The sequence below is a fragment of the Shinella sp. CPCC 101442 genome (assembly GCF_024704725.1).
Lineage (GTDB): Bacteria > Pseudomonadota > Alphaproteobacteria > Rhizobiales > Rhizobiaceae > Shinella.
The window spans coordinates 13,071-31,490 of the sequence record NZ_JALIQS010000001.1; the positions used below are offsets into that span (position 1 = coordinate 13,071).

Annotated in this window: 16 protein-coding genes; 1 reads left to right on the plus strand and 15 read right to left on the minus strand. The window is 60.8% G+C overall.

Annotation, left to right across the window (positions count from 1 at the left end; all coding sequences use genetic code 11):
- Nucleotides 1-6: 6 nt before the first annotated feature.
- From MUO32_RS00070 to MUO32_RS00105, 8 genes are all read right to left on the minus strand, one after another.
- Complete coding sequence (locus MUO32_RS00070; RefSeq protein ID WP_257946202.1) at nt 7-954, minus strand: 2-hydroxyacid dehydrogenase; 948 nt, start codon at nt 952-954, stop codon at nt 7-9.
- A 79-nt stretch (nt 955-1,033) separates the two neighbouring features.
- Nucleotides 1,034-1,741, minus strand: a complete 708-nt coding sequence (locus MUO32_RS00075; RefSeq protein ID WP_257946203.1) for an HpcH/HpaI aldolase/citrate lyase family protein — start codon at nt 1,739-1,741, stop codon at nt 1,034-1,036.
- A 44-nt stretch (nt 1,742-1,785) separates the two neighbouring features.
- Nucleotides 1,786-2,994 carry an aspartate transaminase gene (locus MUO32_RS00080; RefSeq protein WP_257946204.1) on the minus strand — a complete coding sequence of 403 codons (1,209 nt, stop codon included), beginning with the start codon at nt 2,992-2,994 and terminating at the stop codon, nt 1,786-1,788.
- 88 nt (nt 2,995-3,082) lie between these two features.
- Complete coding sequence (locus MUO32_RS00085; RefSeq protein ID WP_257946205.1) at nt 3,083-3,805, minus strand: amino acid ABC transporter ATP-binding protein; 723 nt, start codon at nt 3,803-3,805, stop codon at nt 3,083-3,085.
- Complete coding sequence (locus MUO32_RS00090) at nt 3,802-4,518, minus strand: amino acid ABC transporter permease (protein WP_257946206.1); 717 nt, start codon at nt 4,516-4,518, stop codon at nt 3,802-3,804. Before MUO32_RS00090 ends, MUO32_RS00085 begins: the two co-directional genes overlap by 4 nt.
- A gap of 2 nt (nt 4,519-4,520) precedes the next feature.
- Entirely contained in the window at nt 4,521-5,246 is a 726-nt protein-coding gene (locus MUO32_RS00095; protein ID WP_257946207.1) for an amino acid ABC transporter permease, read from the minus strand.
- Nucleotides 5,247-5,357: 111 nt separating this feature from the next.
- Entirely contained in the window at nt 5,358-6,194 is an 837-nt protein-coding gene (locus MUO32_RS00100; RefSeq protein WP_257946208.1) for an ABC transporter substrate-binding protein, read from the minus strand.
- Between the two features lie 66 nt (nt 6,195-6,260).
- A complete protein-coding gene (locus tag MUO32_RS00105) occupies nt 6,261-6,935 on the minus strand; it encodes a 4-carboxy-4-hydroxy-2-oxoadipate aldolase/oxaloacetate decarboxylase (RefSeq protein WP_257946209.1) in 675 nt (224 codons plus the stop codon).
- 162 nt (nt 6,936-7,097) lie between these two features.
- On the opposite strand from MUO32_RS00105, the gene MUO32_RS00110 reads away from it, so the two are divergent.
- Nucleotides 7,098-8,042, plus strand: coding sequence for a LysR family transcriptional regulator (locus MUO32_RS00110; protein WP_257946210.1), 945 nt, complete (start codon nt 7,098-7,100; stop codon nt 8,040-8,042).
- A 205-nt stretch (nt 8,043-8,247) separates the two neighbouring features.
- Here MUO32_RS00110 and MUO32_RS00115 read toward each other — a convergent pair whose 3' ends face one another.
- The 7 genes from MUO32_RS00115 to lsrF all read right to left on the minus strand — a co-directional run bounded on the left by MUO32_RS00115 (nt 8,248) and on the right by lsrF (nt 18,197).
- Nucleotides 8,248-9,981: a glycerol-3-phosphate dehydrogenase/oxidase gene (locus MUO32_RS00115; RefSeq protein WP_257946211.1), complete on the minus strand. Its 1,734-nt coding sequence runs from the start codon at nt 9,979-9,981 to the stop codon at nt 8,248-8,250.
- The gene (locus MUO32_RS00120) at nt 9,978-11,477 is read right to left on the minus strand and encodes an FGGY-family carbohydrate kinase (protein ID WP_257946212.1); all 1,500 of its coding nucleotides are present in this window, start codon (nt 11,475-11,477) and stop codon (nt 9,978-9,980) included. Before MUO32_RS00120 ends, MUO32_RS00115 begins: the two co-directional genes overlap by 4 nt.
- A gap of 1 nt (nt 11,478) precedes the next feature.
- On the minus strand, nt 11,479-12,453 hold the full coding sequence (locus MUO32_RS00125) for an ABC transporter permease (RefSeq protein WP_257946213.1): 975 nt from the start codon (nt 12,451-12,453) through the stop codon (nt 11,479-11,481).
- The gene (locus MUO32_RS00130; protein ID WP_257946214.1) at nt 12,450-13,988 is read right to left on the minus strand and encodes a sugar ABC transporter ATP-binding protein; all 1,539 of its coding nucleotides are present in this window, start codon (nt 13,986-13,988) and stop codon (nt 12,450-12,452) included. Before MUO32_RS00130 ends, MUO32_RS00125 begins: the two co-directional genes overlap by 4 nt.
- A 58-nt stretch (nt 13,989-14,046) precedes the next feature.
- On the minus strand, nt 14,047-15,174 hold the full coding sequence (locus tag MUO32_RS00135; RefSeq protein ID WP_257946215.1) for a sugar ABC transporter substrate-binding protein: 1,128 nt from the start codon (nt 15,172-15,174) through the stop codon (nt 14,047-14,049).
- Nucleotides 15,175-15,285: 111 nt separating this feature from the next.
- Nucleotides 15,286-17,241 (minus strand): SDR family oxidoreductase, encoded by a 1,956-nt coding sequence (locus MUO32_RS00140; RefSeq protein ID WP_257946216.1) that lies wholly within the window; start codon nt 17,239-17,241, stop codon nt 15,286-15,288.
- Between the two features lie 68 nt (nt 17,242-17,309).
- Nucleotides 17,310-18,197, minus strand: coding sequence for a 3-hydroxy-5-phosphonooxypentane-2,4-dione thiolase (lsrF, locus tag MUO32_RS00145; RefSeq protein WP_257946217.1), 888 nt, complete (start codon nt 18,195-18,197; stop codon nt 17,310-17,312).
- Between the last annotated feature and the right edge of the window lie 223 nt (nt 18,198-18,420).

The window sequence follows — 18,420 nt, forward strand, 5'->3', positions numbered from 1 at the left end:
GCGCCCTCACAGAACCGGTGTGAGGAGCGGACGGCCGTCGAAATGGGCCGAGAGGTTGTCGAAGACGAGCTTTCCCATCGCTTTTCGGGTCTCCACCGTGCCAGAAGCCATGTGTGGCTGGAGCAGCACGTTGTCGAGCGAAAGAAAACGTGGATTGAGTTTCGGCTCGCCCTCGAAGACATCGAGCGCCGCGGATCCGAGCGCCTTTGTCTCCAGCGCGTCGAGGAGCGCATCCTCGTCGATATTGGAGGCGCGAGATATGTTGATCAGCATGCCCTCAGGGCCAAGCGCCTCAATGACCTTGCGGTCAACGATGTGACGCGTCGCGGCGGAGGCGGACAGTGTGACGAAGAGAAAGTCCGAGCGTTCGGCGAGTGCGACGGGATCAGCGATGTAGGTCCAGTTCCCCGCAATATCCTTCGGCGTGCGGCTGCTATAGGCGATGTCCATGTCGAAACCGGCAAGCCGCTTGGCGACTTCGAAGCCGATACGGCCGAGGCCGAGAATGCCGGCGCGCTTTCCATGCGCCTGAGATTTGAGCGGATAGAGGCCCTTGCCGGCCCAGTCGCCGCTGCGAACCCAACGATCCGCGCCGATCATGCCGCGCGCCTGCGCGAGCATCATCGCGACACCGAGATCGGCGACATCCTTCGTGAGCACATCGGGCGTGTTGGTAACGCGAATGCCACGCTCACGGACGGCTGCCAAGTCCACGGCGTCATAGCCGACGCCATAGACGGAAATGACCTCCAGCTTCGGCAGCGCCTCGATCATTGCCCTACCGGCGCCAAGCTCGCCGCGCGTCGCGACACCGCGAATGTCTGCGCCGCGTTCGGCAAGAAACGCCATCTTGTCTGCCGCTTCGAAATAGCGGTGCATATTGAAGGTCGCGTTCAGCCGCTCCTCGTCCCACGAGGGATAAGGGCCAACCTGAAGAATTTCGATTGAGCTCATGAAAGGATCTCCGGCGACGTGCGGCTCCTCCCTTATGGATAGCGCGGCACGTACAGCTTTGTTGTCAGACGAAATGCACTCAGGCGGAGCCGGCAAGCGCGCTCTTAACGGCAGTCAGCCCGAGCCGCAGGAACGGATCGGAATGCACATAGAAGAACTGCACACCTTTGGCGCGCCAGTGTGGAATTTCCTCGAGGGTGGCAAGTGTACCGGCGACTTTTCCGGCGGTGCGAATCTTGTCGACGGCCTCGGCGACCTTGGTGAGCACCTCGGCAGGACGGGGCTCGCCAAACGGCGGCGCCGGCGCAAAACCCATGTCTTGGGAAAGATCACCGGGACCAATGAAAAAGACGTCTACGCCGTCCACGCAAAGCATGTCTTCCAGGTTGTCGATCGCAGCCGTCGTTTCGACCATCGCAACGACGAGGCGCTTCGCGTGGTCCGACGGCAAGGCATAGCGCACAGCCTCAACGACAGCGCGAGCCTGCTCGCCAGTTTCAACCATTGGCACCATGATACCGTCTGCGCCGGCATTCAGGTAGCGAATGATGACAGGCCGCTCATGAGAATGCGGCCGTACGATCGCCGAACCGCCAACCGAGCGTGCGATCTGCCCCGTGGCGCGGACATCATCGAAACCCCAGGTGCCGTGTTCACAATCGAGGAAAACGGAATCCGCTCCGAGCTCGATGAGACGGGCCGCCAGACCGCTTGAAACGTGATGGGGATTGAACATCGTCACGTTCGCACCGCTCGCCAGCTTCCTACGCAATACGTCACCACTCATTTGCGTGGCTCCTATTCTTCTCAATCATTTCTCTTGAATCGACGTTATCTCAGCCCCGTCACCGCAGCCGCGATACGGCGGCACCCCTCCCGGATCGTTTCCTCGGAGGTGGCGATTGAGAGTCGGAAATATCCCGGCATCCCGTATGCACTGCCGTGCAAGGCAGCAACGCCGACGCTTTCGAGCATATAGAGGATGAAATCGAGGTCGCTCTCGATCCGCTTGCCGTCCGGCGTCATCCTACCAAGAACGCCGGCGCAGTTCGGGAATACGTAGAAAGCACCGTTCGGGGACGGGCATCGCAGACCGGGCACGGCATTCAGGAGCCCGACGGCAAGGTCGCGCCGCGCCCGATAGACACTCGTGGCCTCGACGATGAAGCTCTGGTCGCCATTCAACGCCTCCACGGCGGCTGCCTGACTGATTGACGATGGGCAGGAAGACATCTGCGACTGCAGCTTGTTGATCGCCGCTACGAGCCGAGCGTTACCAACACCGTATCCGATGCGCCAGCCCGTCATGGCATAGGTCTTTGAAACACCATTGACGATGAACAGCCGCTCCTTCAACTGCGGCTCGACAATCGCCAGGTTGATGTCCGCCTCCGTATCGAACAGCACCTCATTGTAGATTTCATCGGCAAGCACCCAGACGTGCGGATGCTTGAGCAGCACAGCCGCAAGAGCGGTCAGCTCTTCCCGCATGTAGACGGAACCGGAAGGATTGCACGGCGAATTCAGGATCAACCAGCGTGTGTTCGGTGTGATGGCGGCTTCGAGCGCTTCGGCCGTGAGCTTGAAACCATTGCCTTCGGTGCAGTCCACGATAACGGGCTTGCCGTTGTTGGCCAGGACCATGTCCGGATAGGACACCCAATACGGAGTGGGAATGATGACTTCGGCACCGCTCTCCACGCTGGCCATCAGCGCAAGGAAGATGATCTGCTTGGCTCCGCCGCCGACGCATATCTGTTCATGCGTGTAGGTAAGGCCAAGAGAGCGCTCGAATTTCGCCAGGATCGCCTTTCGAAGGGCCACCGTTCCATTGACCGCAGTGTATTTCGTATCACCGGCCTGAATGGCCGCGATACCCGCTGCCTTGATATTCTCAGGCGTGTCGAAATCCGGTTCTCCGACCGTGAGATCGACAATGTCACGCCCTTCAGCCTTCAGGTCGCGCGCCCGCGCTGACGCCAGTGAGCTCGGCGAAGGCTTGATGCGGTTCACCCTGGAGGCGGCTTGAAACTCAGTCACGATAATGTCCTTCTGGTTTAAGATTGGCGCAGGGCACCGTTCATGTCCGTCCTGATCCAGGACTTTGCGGTGCCCGGGATCACGCGCCCTAGAGAATCTCGGATAAGAACTTTCTTGCGCGCTCGCTCTGCGGATTTGCGAAGAAGTCCTCAGGCGTCGCAGTCTCGATCAGACGCCCCTCATCCATGAACCAGACGCGGTCAGCGACCTCGCGTGCAAACCCCATTTCGTGCGTGACGCACACCATCGTCATGCCGTCGCTGGCAAGCGCCTTCATGACCTGAAGCACCTCCCCCACCATTTCCGGGTCGAGCGAGCTTGTCGGTTCGTCGAAAAGCATAACCGGCGGCCGCATGACTAGAGCTCGCGCAATCGCCACGCGCTGCTGCTGACCACCGGAAAGCTGCAACGGGTAGGCGTTCGCCTTATGCGCCAGGCCGACACGGGTCAGCAATTCGATCGCCCGTTCCTGAGCTTCCGCTTTTTTCGTCTTCTTCAGTTCGAGCGGCGCCAGCGTCAGGTTCTCCAGAACGCTGAGATGCGGGAAGAGATTGAATTGCTGGAACACAAAACCGATATGCGTGCGCAGCTCGTCGATGTTTGTGGACCGCGCATTTACATTCACGCCATCCACATGAATATCGCCCGATTGGATCGCCTCGAGGCGATTGATCGTCCTGATCAGCGTGGATTTCCCGGAACCGGACGGCCCGCAAACGACAACCACCTCCCCGCGATTGACGGTAGCGCTGATGCCATCCAGCGCCTTGTACTGGCCATACCATTTGCAAACATTGGAAAACGTGATCATGCCGCTACACTCTCGACTGTCGATGAGGCGCCGGAACGCTTGTCGTTGATTTTATTCTCGGCGAACTTCGCGATGGAGGTGAGAGCGAAGTTCAGCGCGAAGTAGGTCAGCGCCAGAAGCCCAAACACCTCGAACGGCTTGGTCAACAGGACGTTGTTTATCTGGTCCGCCGCGAAGGTGAGTTCCTGCGTGGCAATGATGTAAGCCAGCGATGTCTCCTTCACCGTGGAAACCAACTGGTTCAGCATGCTCGGGAGCATGTTGAAGAGAGCCTGGGGAAGGATGATCACGCGCATCACCTTGAGATATGGCAGGCCAAGAGTGCGTCCCGCCTCATACTGGCCGGCGGGCAGTGCCTGAATGCCGGCGCGGATGATCTCCGCCAAGTAGGCGCTTTCATAGAACGCAAGCGTGATGACCATGATCACATATCCGGGCACCGGCGTGCCGGTGGCCAGAGGAATGAGGAAGTAGGCCCAAAAGATGAACATCAGCAGCGGCACACCGCGCACCACATAGACTACAGCGGTCGCAGGCAAGCGGACTACGGCAAACGGGCTGATACGACCGAGGGCGAGAAGGATGCTCAGGGGCAATGCCAGCAATATGCTGGTCACTGCCATTCCTAGTGTCGCGACGAGCCCGCCTACTGGACCGTGCGGATACGACCCGACGAGAAGCAGAAGCCAGTTGTTCTGGATAATCTCGATCATCCTCAACCTGCCTTCACCGGCGCGACATAGTCACGCACAACTGCCGCATATCGGCTTGCCAGGACTCCGCCGCCCCACATGATGAACAACGAGAACACGAGATAGAAAGCGGTGATCACCACGTAAATCTCGAATGTCTTAAAAGTATAGTTCTCGATTTCACGTCCGGCTGCGGTGAGTTCGAGTACGCCGATCGCCATCGCCAGACTGGTGTTCTTGAACATCAGTACCGTCTGGTTCACCAAAGGTGGAATGGCGATGCGAAACGCTTGCGGCAAAATGATCCTGCGCAGCGTGCGCACGTAGTTCAGTCCGAGCGCCCGTGCGGCCTCTGTCTGACCTGCAGGAATGGAGCGAACCGCGCTGCGCAAATCCTCCGATATATAGGCCGACCCCACCAAGCCGATCGCAATCATCGCCATCAGAAATTCGGCATTGTGGCTGTAGAGCCAGTCGGTCATGGTCGCAGGCAGCAACGCTGCGACGCCGAAATACCAAAACAGAATATGCACGACCATCGGGACATTGCGATGGAATGCCACATAGAGGGCGACGAACACGTCGGCACTCCGGCAGCCCGTCAACCGGAGTCCCGTAAGCAGGCTGCCGACAAGAAACGCAAGCAACAGCGAAGTCAGTGTCAGCATGATCGTCGTGGAAAAACCCGAAACGAGGAGGCTGAAATATTGCTCTTGGAAGATGACGCCAAGATCGAAATTGTATTGCATGGCCTCATCTCACTTCGTTTTGGCCTTCCCGCTACGGACGCGAGTTCAAAGCCGCGACGGAAACGTACTGGAGAAGCAGCCCGCGAGCGGGCTGCTTCCGGAGCAACGATTTTACTCCGTGATTTCCTCGATCTTGAACGCCCGTTTCAGGCCGCCGAACGACGTTTCCACGCCGAACCACTTATCGAAGATCTGGTCGAACTTGCCGGAGGTTTCGAGATCCGCCAGAACCTTGTTCACATGCGCCTTGAACGCATCTTCGCCCTTGCGAAGGCCAAGGCCCCATGGCTCTGCGAACAATGCCGGCTCAAGGATCATCACCTCGACGCCGCCGTCCTTCTTGGCAGCATCGCGAAGCTTGATATGCGCCATCTCCGAGGAGACCATGCCGCTTACCTTCCCCTGCTGAACGGCAAGAAACGCGCTTCCGCCGTCCTTGAAGGTCAGGACATTCACATCCTTGATGTGCTCGCGTGCACCACGCTCCGAACTGGAGCCACGAACGGCACTAACGCGCTTTCCCGCCAATTCGTCGGAAGACTTCAGGCCGGCATCGGCGCGGACGAGTACTTTCTGCATGCTTACGAAATGCTGATTGGAGTAATCGATCTGCTGCGCACGCTCAGGATTCCAACCCAAGTTGGCCGCGACGAGATCCACGCGACCGGCAACCAGCTCCGGGATGCGCGCCTCGACCGAGATCAGCTTCAGCTCAAGCGGAACGCCAAGGCTATCAGCGATCGCCTGGCACAAATCGATCTCATATCCGACCACGGCGCGCGTCGTGGCGTCCTGGAAGCTGAACGGCTCGGATGTGCCGAGAGTACCGCATATGAAATTGCCGCGGTCCTTGATGTCCTTCAACACATCGGCGCTGACTGGCGTCGCGCAAGCCATGCCTGCTGCAATGATGCCGCCTGCCAGAACGAGTGATTTGAGATCGGTCATGTCATTCCCCTTTTGTTGAACTTCCGCGGTGAAATCTCTTGGGCCACGGCGCTCCAAACGCCTTGATCAGGCGCCAATCACGAAGCCCTTTTCACGGAGCTTCTCCTCCAGATTGCTAACCTCGATGACGGACTTTCCGGCCTTGTATGCGGCTATGTAGCCGGCCTCGTTTTCCTCACGTGTACGCGACAGCTCCACGACATCCGCGACTTCCTGTCTCCTGACGACGACAACGCCATCCGCGTCCCCCACGACGACATCACCCGGATTGATGGTTTCTCCCCCGATGACGATGGGCTGATTGATCGCCCCCAGGGTTTCCTTGACAGTGCCCTTGATGCACACGCTGAGCGAAAAGACCGGGAAGCCGAGTTGGCGCAATTGCAGCGTGTCGCGGACACCCGTGTCGGTAACAAGTCCGCCGATTTTGGCAGCCAGGCACGCGTTGGCCAGAACGTCGCCGAATGAACCCGCCTCCTCATACTCGCCTGCCGACACCACAATGATATCCCCCGGCGACGCATAGGAGATCGCGACCTGAAGCATGATGTTGTCGCGCGGCGCGCAGACAACGGTAAAGGCAGGCCCGCACAGCTTCATGTCCGGATTGACCGGCTTGATACGTGACGACAACGCTCCGCGCCGTCCCTGCGCTTCGTGAATCGTTGCCGGTGAATAGGCGCCAAGAGCCTTCACGAGACCGGGAGCGGGACGTTCGATTGTCCTGTGAAGATGGATCATTGCTCCTCCAAGAAAGCCATTTTCTGCGCGTTGCAGTCGTTGGAGGAGGGGTATATTGCGCATTGAAATCAATCAAATATATAATGCTAATGCCTGCGATAGATTTTTTTTATACTTCAGGCAATCCGATCCATTTCGTTGCGTTTTCTGAGGGAGCTCGCATTGATCCTGACTGTCATTCGAATGCGGTACTTTGTCAGCATTGCCGAACACGGCTCGCTCACAAAGGCATCGGCGGAACTCGGAATCGCGCAGCCTGCCCTCAGCCACCATATCCGTCTTCTCGAAGACGAAATGAACGTAAAGCTGATGACGCGCACCGCACGCGGAATGGAGCTGACCGAAGCCGGAGATACGCTGCTCGTTCACTGTCAGAGCATTCTGCATGCGATACAGCGCGCGGAGCATGCGACGCGGGAAAAATCCGCGGTTCCTTCCGGGGACGTCATCCTGGGTCTCGTCAGCTCGATAGCGCCTATTCTGTCGGCTCGCCTCATCAAGACTTGCCGGGAGAAATTCCCGCGCCTCCGCCTCATCCTACGGGAAGGCGACAGTCAGACGTTACGGGCAGGCCTGGAGGCTGGCAGCTATGACATCGCGCTCAATCTGTCGGACATTGCGGGGAACAACGCTCCATTCGGCTTCAGGGAAAGCCTCTATGTTCTTGGCCCTCAAGGTTACTTCAAGGGACGAAAACCGAAAATTGCACTTCAACAGCTGGCGCGGATGCCGCTCATTCTTCCCTCTCGAAAGCATGCGATCCGGATACTCATGGAGCGCGAGGCCGAGAGAGCCGGTTTCCAGCTGAATGTCGACATTGAGATCGAAGGCGCTGGCAGTATCAAAGCCGCCGTTCGCGAAGGCCTGGGCATGACCGTCATGGGATGGAGCCTGACGGCGTCCGAGGGCGGCCCTCGCGGTTTCTCAAGCGCACTGATTTCAAGCCCTGCCCTCTACAGGAAGTTTGTTCTATCCACCGCGCCAAGAAGCCAGACCAGCAACGCTGTTTTGGCTGTTCAAAATCAACTGGCCGAGCTGGTCACGGAGATCTCCGCTCATGGGCACTGGATTTTGGACGAGGAGATTAGAACCGTGACGATTGGCTGACCTTCGCCACGACGATCGCTAGCATCCCCATGCCCATGGAGCTCGACCTGCCGATCCCCTCATGGGGCGCAATCATTCTGTCAGCTAACATTCTGTTTTCGGGTTGACCGGCGATCCCGGCGCCACTGCCGCCCTGATCGCGCAAACGTGTAAATGAACATCCGAAGCGATTGGTCTTTGACGGTCGTGCGCTCGACGTTCGAACCTAGACAAATTGCGGCCTTCGGTTCGGTAGCGCCGAGACTTCCACTCTATGGATTTTGCGGTACCGTTCTATCAACCGCGCAAGTTCCACCGCCCGATGCACATCATCCCAGCCGCGGACGGAGCCGATTGCGTTGACCAACTCGCTCAGTGCCGCGTGGTCAAGCGGGCGCTCCAGGAAAACAGAGGTGCGACCAAAGAGGAAGTCTTCAGCGTGCAGGACCAGTTCCGTTTCACAGATGAAAGCGATCTCCTCCTCTGAGAATTCGGGCAAGGATGCGAGGAACGTTTCACCTGCGGCCAGCGCTGGCGCCAGGAGTTTTGCACGCGTGCCATAGCGGTTGACGATTTGGTGCGCTCTTTGCCGGGCAAGTCCGTGATCCTTCGTGATGGTCGAAAGCAGTTTTTCCGTGGGAGCCGTTGCCTGGGAAAGACCCGCACCGCCGCCGATCGGGACATCCACCGTGGACGACGACCGACGCTTGCCCAGGCGCCCGAGGATTTCATCGGTTGCCTCAGCGGAGAATGCGCGGAAAGTCGTCCATTTTCCTCCGACCAGCGAAAGGATGGGGAACTTTCGTTCCCCGTCCGGAGGAAGTTCGGGCATGGAATGATCACGGCTGACCGCGCCGGGGTCGCTCGCGTCATTGGCCGGCAGCGGGCGAACGCCAGCATAGCTGAAAAAGATGTTCGACCGGTCGACGGGCACCTGTGGGAAGAGCCGACGGAACGCCCCCAGAAGATAATTCACCTCGTCATCGTCGCAAATCACGCCATCGGGATCATCGACCGGTATGTCAGTGGAACCGAGCAGGACATGTCCCATGAAGTTCGACAGGATGCAGATGCGTCCGCCATCGGCCTCGAAATAGATCATTCGGCCATGCAGGGTTTTCGCCAGTGCGGGCAGGTCGAGCATCAGATGGCTGCCCTTCGTGCCGCCGATCATCTTGCGCGATTGAGATGCGCAGGCATTCACCCGGTCGATCCATGCACCGGCAGCATTGACCAGCACATCGCAGGTCAGGGAAAAGGTCTCGCCGCTGTCGACGTCCTGCAGTTCGACCCGATCGCCTTTCACCCCGCTGAAACGCAGATGGTTGAGAGCAATATTGCCGGGTTTGGCAGCCATTCCGTCCAGTGCCAGTTCCAGGACGAGCCGCTCGGGCGATGTGATCCAGGCGTCGTAGTAGGAGGCAGCGATCTTCAGCGAGGGGTCGAGATCCGGGATTTCGCGCAGGATATCCTGACGCGCAATCATGCGATGGCGCGGCATGACGCGGTTCAGCGCGCCATAGAGATCATAAAGCCAAAGCCCGAACTTGATGACGAATGCACCGCGCTGGGTGATCTTCGCCGGCATGCGCAGAAACTTGCGCAACGCCGGCACCACCCCGCCGAACCATGAATGGATCGGGATGATCATTTCCAGCGGACTGACATAGTGCGCGGCATTGAGCAGCAGTCTGTTGCGTTCGGCTGCGGATTCCCGGACGAGACGGAATTCGCCCGTCTCAAGATATTTCAGCCCGCCATGGATCATGCGCGACGGCGCGCGACTGGCGCCCGAGCAGAAATCGCCCTGCTCGACAAGAAGGCAATCGACACCCTGAAGACTAAGATCGCGGAATGTTCCCATGCCGTTGACGCCACCGCCGACGATCAGGACAGGAACGTGCCCGGTGCGGCGCAAGGCAGCCAGATGCGCCTCGCGCGTGGGTTCATTTGCAGTCATGGGGTCTTCTCTTCGTGCCGCTTCATGATGGTGCCGACGGCTTCGCGATAGCGGCCGTAACCGGCCTCAAGCCGCACCACGGCCTCTCCAGGGTGGTAGGTGCGCAATTGCGGTGTGGTGCGCAGGCTTGCGTCCTCCCACCCGCCATAGACGCCAGCGGCGATGCCGGCCGCGATGGCCGCACCGAGGGCGCCGGCTTCAGGCATTTCCGGCACTTCGATGCAGCGGTCCAGCGCATCGGCAAAGAGCTGGCCGAAATAGGGGTTGCGACTGCTTCCCCCGGTCAGGCGTACGCGACCGACCTCCCTTTCGGGGTCGATCAGATCGATGTGGTGGCGATGATTGAAGACAATTCCTTCCGCCACAGCGCGCAGCATGTGGCCACGCCCATGCCAGCCCCGCAGGCCGAGGAAAGCGGCGGGCACGTCTTCGGCATGGGGCGATCCGTAGAGATACGGCAGGTAAACGATGTCGGAAGGGTCATCGGCAACGGCGTCCAGTTCGGCCTGAAGTGTGGCGAAAGGATTTCCACCCGCCAGCGCATCACGTGCGGCCGTGGCCAGGAACCAGTCGAGGTTAGCACTGGAGGCCGGCGAAACCGACATGTTCATCCATTGGCCCGGCCGAAGTCCGTTGCGTGCATTCCAGCCGACCGAGATTTTCGGCGCATCGACCAGCATTTCGTTGATCGAGTAGGTACCGGCGATCACCGCGATCGTGCCGGCTTTGGTGACGCCAGATCCGACCGCACAAGCGGTGACGTCGTGCAGCCCCGTCGCAACGGGCGTCCCGATGGCGAGACCCGTGGCGGCCGCAGCCTGCTGGGTCACGTGTCCCGCAACCGCGCATGGCATACGAACATCAGGCAGGGCGTCGACAATGGCACCGAGCCCGAAGAGTTCGAGCGCGGCGTTGCTGTAGAGCTGGGTCCGGATGTCGGTGAAGGCGACGCTGGCCTCGGTGAAATCGGTGGCCACCTCGCCGGTCAGGCAATAGCGCAGCCAGTCCTTGCAGGACAGGATGGCGCCGATGCGCGCATACCGCTCCGGCTCCTCGTCCCGCAGATAGGCAAGCAAGGGTGCCGGCGATGACGGAAAGGGCCGCTGCCCGGTCAGTTCCAGGGCGCGCGCCGATACGCCAATGTCGTCCCAGCGCTGCAGCAGCATTTGCGCCCGGCTGTCGAGCGACGTTGCGGCAAGGCCGAGTGGTGCTCCGGCGCGGTCGAGCAGATAGAGGCCGTCGCCATGCCCGGCCACCGAAACGGCGGCGGGACGAACCTCGGCACCGACGATCGCGCTTGCACGTTCCAGCGCTTCGCGAATGGCCCCGGCGGAGGCGTGCCAGTGGTCCGTCATGTCCCGCTCGACATGGCGGGGCACTGTCTTGATCTGCGCGATCTCGCGCCGGGCAAGGGCGACGACCTTGCCGTCCTCCCGGAAGACCACGGCCTTGGTGACTGTCAGGCCGCTGTCGAGCCCGAGAAGATAAGCCGTCATGTCAGGATTCCAGCCGGGCGTGGCGCAGTCTTTCCTGCAGGCTCGCCAGATAGATCGCCACCAGAAGCACGGCGCCGAAGACGACCTGCCGGATCGAGGGCGGTACACCATGCAGGTTCATGAGGTTCTCGATGATGGCAATCACCAGCACCGCGGCAAAGACACCGCCGACATTGCCCTTGCCGCCGGTCATTGCCGTGCCGCCAAGGATGGTGCCTGCGAAGACCATCATGATGTCGCCCTGCCCCATGTCGGCCACGACGGATTCCAGGCGACCGACCTCGAGAAGGCCACCGAGCGACGCGAGGAAGCCTGCAATGGCGAAGCAGATGATCTTCGTCCGCTCGATGTTCACGCCGGCGACAAAGGCGGCATGTTCGTTGTTGCCGAGCGCGAGAATATCCTTGCCGAGGCGGTGGCGATCGATCAGCAGCCAGGCGACGAGGAAGATCGCGATCCACACCAGCACGGCCACCGGCATGATGCCGAACAGCTTTGCCGAACCGAGATAGACGTAGCCCTCGGGCAGATAATAGATCCCTTCCGGGATCAGGTAGACCACGATGCCGCGCATTAACAGCATCGTACCGAGGCTGACGAGGAAGGAACTGACCCTGAGCTTGACGGAGAAGATGCCGTTCACCAGCCCTGCCAGCGCACCGAACAACAGCGTGCCGAGCACGGCGAGAATGGGGTAGCTGTCCAGGGAGAGGCTCTGGAAGAACAGAACGATGGCCAGCGCCGGCGCCAAGGCGAAAGTCGATTCAAGCGACAGGTCCACATTCGCGGTCAGAAGGACGAAGAACAGTCCGAGCACCATGCAGCCGAGCGGAGCTGCCGCCCACATCACGTTGAGAATGTTGCGCGCCGACAGAAAGCCCGGAACCGCCAACCCGGCCAGACACAACAGCGCGAGCAGGGCCCAGATCAGATGCTTTTCCAGAACGAGAAAAATGAATTTATTCACCGAAGTCATGCCGGCACCTCAACACCCTGTATCGCCTTGTAGATCGTCTCGACATCGAAACCCGGTTTGCCGCGCTTCAACTCCCGGACCACCCGTCCCTGATAGAAGATCAGGATCCTGTCGCAGATCTCGGCCAGCTCTTCCTCGCTTTCCGAGATCATGATGACGCCCGCATCGCGCGACAGGTCCTCCCGGATCATCTTGAGGATGTCCGGTTTGGCGGAAATATCCACGCCGCGCGTCGGTTCGTTCAGAAGCACCAGTCGCGGCGCCGTCAGCGACAGGCGCCCGAGCAGGATCTTCTGCTTGTTGCCACCCGACAGCCCGTCGATGGGCACGTCGAGACCCGGCGTCTTGACCTTGAGGCGCGTGACGATGGAGCGGGCAACGGCTTCGCATTCCGCACGGCGCACGAAGCCCAGCCGGTTCGTGAGCACGGGAAGCCCGGCGATGATCGCGTTTTCCAGCACCGACCGGTTCTGGATCACCGCCTGCTCCTCGCGGTGCTTGGGCAGGAAGGAAACGCCGGCCGTCTGCGCCGCCTTGGGGCTTTTCATCTGCACGTCGGCACCGTCCATCGCGATTGATCCACCATAGTTCGGGACCAATCCGTAGAGCGCTTCGATGGCCGCGTCCTTGCCGGAGCCTTCCAGGCCGGCGAAGCCCAAAACTTCACCGCGGTGAAGCTCGAAATCCAGATGTATGAGGGAACGCCCAGCCTTCAGCGCCTGAACCTTCACAACCGGTTTGGCCGAAAATTCGGGCTGGTCGGTATAGTTGATCTCGGTGCGGGCAACATCGCCGACGATCCAGTCGGCCAGTTCCCTGCCGGTCGTTTTCGCCGTCTCCAGCGTCGCGACGCGCTCGCCGTCGCGCATCACCGATACGCGGTCGGTAAACCCCATGACTTCGCTGACATGGTGCGAGATCAGGGTGAAAGACAGGTCGGGCTGGTCGTTGATCAACCGGCGCAGGAGACGCAGGAGGCTTTCCTTGCGCTCGCTGGTCAGGGAGGCCGTGATCTCGTCCAGCAGGATGGTACGCGCCTTTTCGATAAAGACGGCACGGCCGAAGGCAAGAAGCTGCTGGGTTTCAAGCGGCAGGTCGCCCATGCGGTCTTCGGGCCGAGCACGCAGGCCAAGTTGCCCGATCACATCGGCCGACTGCTGGCGTGTTATGCCGGGCGATAGGAAATTCAGTCGACCGCCCGGATGCCGGCCCATGAAGAGATTGTCCGCAACCGAGAGGTCTGCGGCAAAGGCCGGTTCCTGGGTGACGAGTGCGATGCCGAGCTTTTTGGCCCGAGACGGCCCGGATTGTGACGGCGTCAGGGCACCCCGGTCAGTGACGATCTGTCCCTGGCTCGGTGCGAGCAATCCGGCCACCAGGGAAACGAGCACCGACTTGCCCGCGCCATTCTTGCCGATCAGGCCGTGTATCTCGCCCTTGCGGACGTCAAGATCAACGGAATCGACCGCCAGAACGCCCGGAAACCGGCGTGTCACGCCTTGCACGGCAAAGCTCAGCGAAGGGTCCAGTGTCATGGAAACTCCTGTTGCGAGAATGACTGCGAGCGCCTGCGCGCTCGCAGTCTTGACGCGGTTACTTGCCGAAGTCGGGCATCTTGCCTGTCTGCTCGACCGTCATTTCATTCGCCCAGTTGCGCGGGTCGTCATAGTTCGCATCACCCGGCACGCTGTAAGCCTGCGTCTGGTACCAGGAACCTTCGATCGCCTCGGGCGTGAGCACCTTGACAGGTGCCCAGACCGGTTCCTCGCCCTTGAGCAGCACATTGGCCTCGTCCGGCAATGCCTTGCCCGACATCAGCGTGTAAAGCATGCGCATCGAAATGATGCCTTCGCCGGTCGCAGGCTGAACGGAGATATGGTCGATCTCACCGCGCGCCATCGACTGGAATTCCGGCACCGTGCCATCGATCGTCGCGACGGGAATATGCTTGGGATCGTCGATCGGGAAAAGCAGTTCCTGCGCCTTGAAGGCCGGAACCGCACCGCCGATACCCATCGTACCGTCGATGCTGGCAATGCCGAGAATCTTGTCGGCGCCTTCGCGCGAGATCACGTCGTCAACGATCTTGCGTGCCTTGCCGCCGTCGCAGCCTGCCTCCTGCTCGACGATCTTCACGCCGGGATATTTGGCCGCGATCGGATCGAGCGCAGAGCGATAGCCTGTGTGGCGGGCAATATCGAAGGAGGCGGTGATGATGCAGCGCAGTTCGATGAAGACACCACCCTTTTCGGCCCACCCCTCACCGCGTAGCGTGTCGAGGCGCTTGATCAGAGCCTCGCCGCCAAGGCGACCGGCCGTTTCATTGTCGAACGCGACGAAGGTCTGCTTCACGCCGGGAACCCAGGCATTGGTCGTCACGACGGGAATGTTGGCTTCCTGCAGTTGCTTGACGATGCTGCGCATCGCTTCACCACGCCAGGAGGTGAGAAGCACGCCATCGACGCCGCTGTCGAACTGCGCCTGAAGCGCCTTCAGCTGCTGGCCGGCATCGTTCGCGCCGAAGACGTTGAACGTGATCGTGTCGCCGCTTTCGGTCTGGATGCGCTTGGCTTCCTGCTGCTGGCCGAGCGCGACGCCGTTGAAATAGATGTCGTTCGGTTCCCACCGGATAACGGCAACCTTGTAGTCCTTGGCCGCGGCTGCACCTGCCATCAGGCAGAGCGCCGATACCGCTGTCAGTCCCTTCAAAAAGCCTCGCATCATATCCTCCTTTAGTGCTGGTACTTGCTTCACAACCGGATCATCCTGCTGTTGCTCCTCAATGGCTGGTTTCACGCAGCCATCCTTTTCTGGTGTTGTGCTCCTCCCGGCTCAAATGACCCGGTCATTGCCGCCGTCCACCGGAATCTGCGCCCCCGTGGTTCGGGAAAACGTACTGTCGGCAAGAGCTGCCACGGCGCGGGCGACATCCTTAGACGTCACCTCCGTCCGCATCAGGTTGCGCGCCTTGTATTGCTCCACCGTCAAACCGTAGCGCCGCGCCGAAGTGGCCAGCGCCTCCGGTGTCCAGAGGTCGGTGTCGAAGACGCCGTCGGGGTGAATGACGTTGACCCGGATCCCTTCGGGAGCGAGTTCAAGGGCTGCCACGCGCATCAACTGCGTCAGTCCCGCTTTCGATACGGAATAGGCTGCAGCGCCGGCACCAGGCGCCGGCACGTTGCGGGAGCCGATGAGAATGACGCTCGGCTCGACGCCGTGACGCAGGAACGGGATCGACTGCTTCAGGAGCTTGCGGTGCGATGTCAGATTGACGGCCAGCGATGCATCCCAGGCCGCGTCCTCCAGCACTTCAATATTGGCGCCAGCGCGGAAGATACCCACGTTGGAAACAAGAATGTCGAGGCCGCCGTAGTCGTTGACCACCTGCCGGAGAGCGGCGCTTACCTTCGCCTCGTCGGTCAGTTCGACGATTATGCTGTCATAGCCGGGACGGTTCATGTGGTCCTTCACGGCGGGATTGATATCCAGCCCTATCACCACCGCGCCGCGGTCGCGCAATGCCTCGGCTGTCGCGCGGCCAATACCCGTTGCACAACCACCCACAACTGCGATCTTGCCTGCCAGGGGGGGCAGGGCGCCCTGGGCGCGGAGCTTGGCTTGCTCCAGCTCCCAATATTCTAGGGCGCGCAGGTCACCGTCTTCCAATCCCTGCCAGCCGCCAAGGCGGGCGGCGAGCCGCAGGGCGCGCAAATTAGCCGCCGCCACGTCCGCCGAGACGCGCGCGCGTGCCAGCGTCGGCCCGAAACTGCGCACGGCGCCGTCGGCAAGAAGCGCCCAATGGGGATGCGGCGGCAGCGGCATCAGACCCGCATCGTCACCGCGAGCAACATAGGCCTGGTATTCGGCTGCAAAATCCTCGAGCGCCTTTTCCGGCTCATCGTGGACGACCGCTGGAAAGGGCTTGTTGTGAATGACATGTTCCGGTGTCAGCGTGCCGTGGCGCGAAAGCCGGGCGACATCAGCGATTTCCGCGACGGGCAGGGCCGCCGCTGGACGCGAAATCTGGGCCCGACCGGCAAGGCGGCTTGCTGCGCCGCGCAGCCGGGCGATGACGACCGGATCGGTTTCGGTCTGCGGGGCGGCCGGCAGGGACGGAATGTGGCTGGCAAGCCAATCCTCGGCGCGTGCGCAAATCGCCACCATGCGGTCATAACTCTGGCGGGCCGTATCGCCCCAGGTAAAGACGCCGTGATGTTCGAGGATGATGGCATCGGCCTCAGCGAATTCCGGCGAAAGGATCACCATACGCATCTGTCGGGCCAGATCGAACCCCGGCTTGACATAAGGCAGGATCATGACGCGCGGACCATAGATCTCCCTGAGCAGCGCCGTGCCGTTCAGGCTGTTGGAGACGGTGAGCACGCCGTCCGCATGGGAATGGTCGACATAGGCGGCAGGAAACAGCGCATGGACAATGGCTTCGATGGACGCCGCCGCCGCCTGCGGATCGAGGCGCGCCCGCTTGACCTCGGCAACCATGTCGCTGTCGGACAGTGTTTCAAGTTCAGCCAGGGCGAGTACGGCGGGAAGGTCGAGCGCGGTAAAGCCCTCCACCCCCATCGTGCCCAGATCAAAACCGCTGGCCTTGACCCAGATCACCTGCTGTTCAGCTCCGAAACGGTCGGTGGCGAGACCCTTGTAGGACGTATTGCCGCCACCATGCAGCACCATGGCGGGATCACGCCCGATGAGCCGCGACGAGTAGGCCCGCAAATCCAGGCCGGTTGCGGCCTCGCCGGCCTCGGCCTCGTTCCAGAGATTTTCCATGCGATGATCCTTGATTTCTGTTGCCGGGCCGCGCGGGCCCGGCTCCCCGCTCATTTACGGTGACGGCGTCACGCCGCCGCCTTACCGTGCAGGTCCTGGAAGAGCTCATAGCCTTGCGCGCCAGTGCGCCCCTCGTGGACGACTGCCGCCAGCGCGGTCAGCATTGCCACCGGATCGGTCGACTGAAAGACGTTACGTCCCATATCCACGCCGGCCGCACCTTGGTCGATGGCGCGATAGGCCATTTCCAGAGCCTCGCGTTCCGGCAGTTTCTTGCCACCGGCAATGACGATCGGAACCGGGCAGCCGAGGGTGATACGCTCGAAGCCTTCGTCGACATAGTAGGACTTGACGAACTGCGCTCCGATTTCGGCCGCGATGCGCGTGGCCAGACCGAAGTAGCGGGCATCGCGCGCCATGGCCTTGCCGACGCCGGTGACGGCCATGGTCGGGATGCCATAACGCGTGCCGGCATCGATGAGCTTCACGACGTTGGCGATGGATTTGTGCTCATATTCCGCGCCGATATAGACCTGCGCGGCCATGGCCGAAGCGCCAAGGCGAATGGCATCGTCTATATCCACGCTCACAAGCTCGTTGGAAAGCTCCGTCAGGATCGAATTGCCTGCCGAGCAGCGCAGCACAACGGGCTTGAGCGCGTCCGGCGGGATGGAACTGCGCAGGCCGCCGCGGGTGCACATCAGCACGTCGGCATGTGCGGCGAGCGGAGCGATCGTCAGGTCGAGACGCTCCAGACCGGTGGTCGGGCCCTGGAAATAGCCGTGGTCGAAAGCCAGCATGACCGTGCGTCCGGTATCGGGGCGGAAGACTTGCGAAAGCCGCGCCTTCATGCCCCAGTCATGGTGGGCGTTGCCCTTCAGGAAGAAGCGCGACGTATCGGCCGGCCGGTCGCGGCCCCAATCCTTGCCATCCTTGATATCGTCCAGATCTGCCATGTCATCCTCTCTTGTGCCGCCTTGCGCGGCCGTCTGCTGACGCGCGTTTCCAACGCCACGAACCGATAGGCTCGCGAGCTGGAAACATGTTTTTTCGCCTGTAGGCGAAGATTTAGATTTTGCCGGTGGCCTTCCCACCCCGATGCTCAATTCCTAGCAGGCCCGGTGAGAGATATCAATTATTTTGTTATCTATATCGAAATTTATGTTGCAATGCGACATT

What these genes read in the sequence shown, in the direction of transcription:
- MUO32_RS00070 (WP_257946202.1), bottom strand. Translation starts at nt 954, where the DNA reads ATGAGCTCAATCGAAATTCTTCAGGTTGGCCCTTATCCCTCGTGGGAC.
- MUO32_RS00075 (WP_257946203.1), bottom strand. Translation starts at nt 1,741, where the DNA reads ATGAGTGGTGACGTATTGCGTAGGAAGCTGGCGAGCGGTGCGAACGTG.
- MUO32_RS00085 (WP_257946205.1), bottom strand. Translation starts at nt 3,805, where the DNA reads ATGATCACGTTTTCCAATGTTTGCAAATGGTATGGCCAGTACAAGGCG.
- MUO32_RS00090 (WP_257946206.1), bottom strand. Translation starts at nt 4,518, where the DNA reads ATGATCGAGATTATCCAGAACAACTGGCTTCTGCTTCTCGTCGGGTCG.
- MUO32_RS00095 (WP_257946207.1), bottom strand. Translation starts at nt 5,246, where the DNA reads ATGCAATACAATTTCGATCTTGGCGTCATCTTCCAAGAGCAATATTTC.
- MUO32_RS00100 (WP_257946208.1), bottom strand. Translation starts at nt 6,194, where the DNA reads ATGACCGATCTCAAATCACTCGTTCTGGCAGGCGGCATCATTGCAGCA.
- MUO32_RS00105 (WP_257946209.1), bottom strand. Translation starts at nt 6,935, where the DNA reads ATGATCCATCTTCACAGGACAATCGAACGTCCCGCTCCCGGTCTCGTG.
- MUO32_RS00115 (WP_257946211.1), bottom strand. Translation starts at nt 9,981, where the DNA reads ATGACTGCAAATGAACCCACGCGCGAGGCGCATCTGGCTGCCTTGCGC.
- MUO32_RS00120 (WP_257946212.1), bottom strand. Translation starts at nt 11,477, where the DNA reads ATGACGGCTTATCTTCTCGGGCTCGACAGCGGCCTGACAGTCACCAAG.
- MUO32_RS00125 (WP_257946213.1), bottom strand. Translation starts at nt 12,453, where the DNA reads ATGACTTCGGTGAATAAATTCATTTTTCTCGTTCTGGAAAAGCATCTG.
- MUO32_RS00130 (WP_257946214.1), bottom strand. Translation starts at nt 13,988, where the DNA reads ATGACACTGGACCCTTCGCTGAGCTTTGCCGTGCAAGGCGTGACACGC.
- MUO32_RS00135 (WP_257946215.1), bottom strand. Translation starts at nt 15,174, where the DNA reads ATGCGAGGCTTTTTGAAGGGACTGACAGCGGTATCGGCGCTCTGCCTG.
- MUO32_RS00140 (WP_257946216.1), bottom strand. Translation starts at nt 17,241, where the DNA reads ATGGAAAATCTCTGGAACGAGGCCGAGGCCGGCGAGGCCGCAACCGGC.
- lsrF (WP_257946217.1), bottom strand. Translation starts at nt 18,197, where the DNA reads ATGGCAGATCTGGACGATATCAAGGATGGCAAGGATTGGGGCCGCGAC.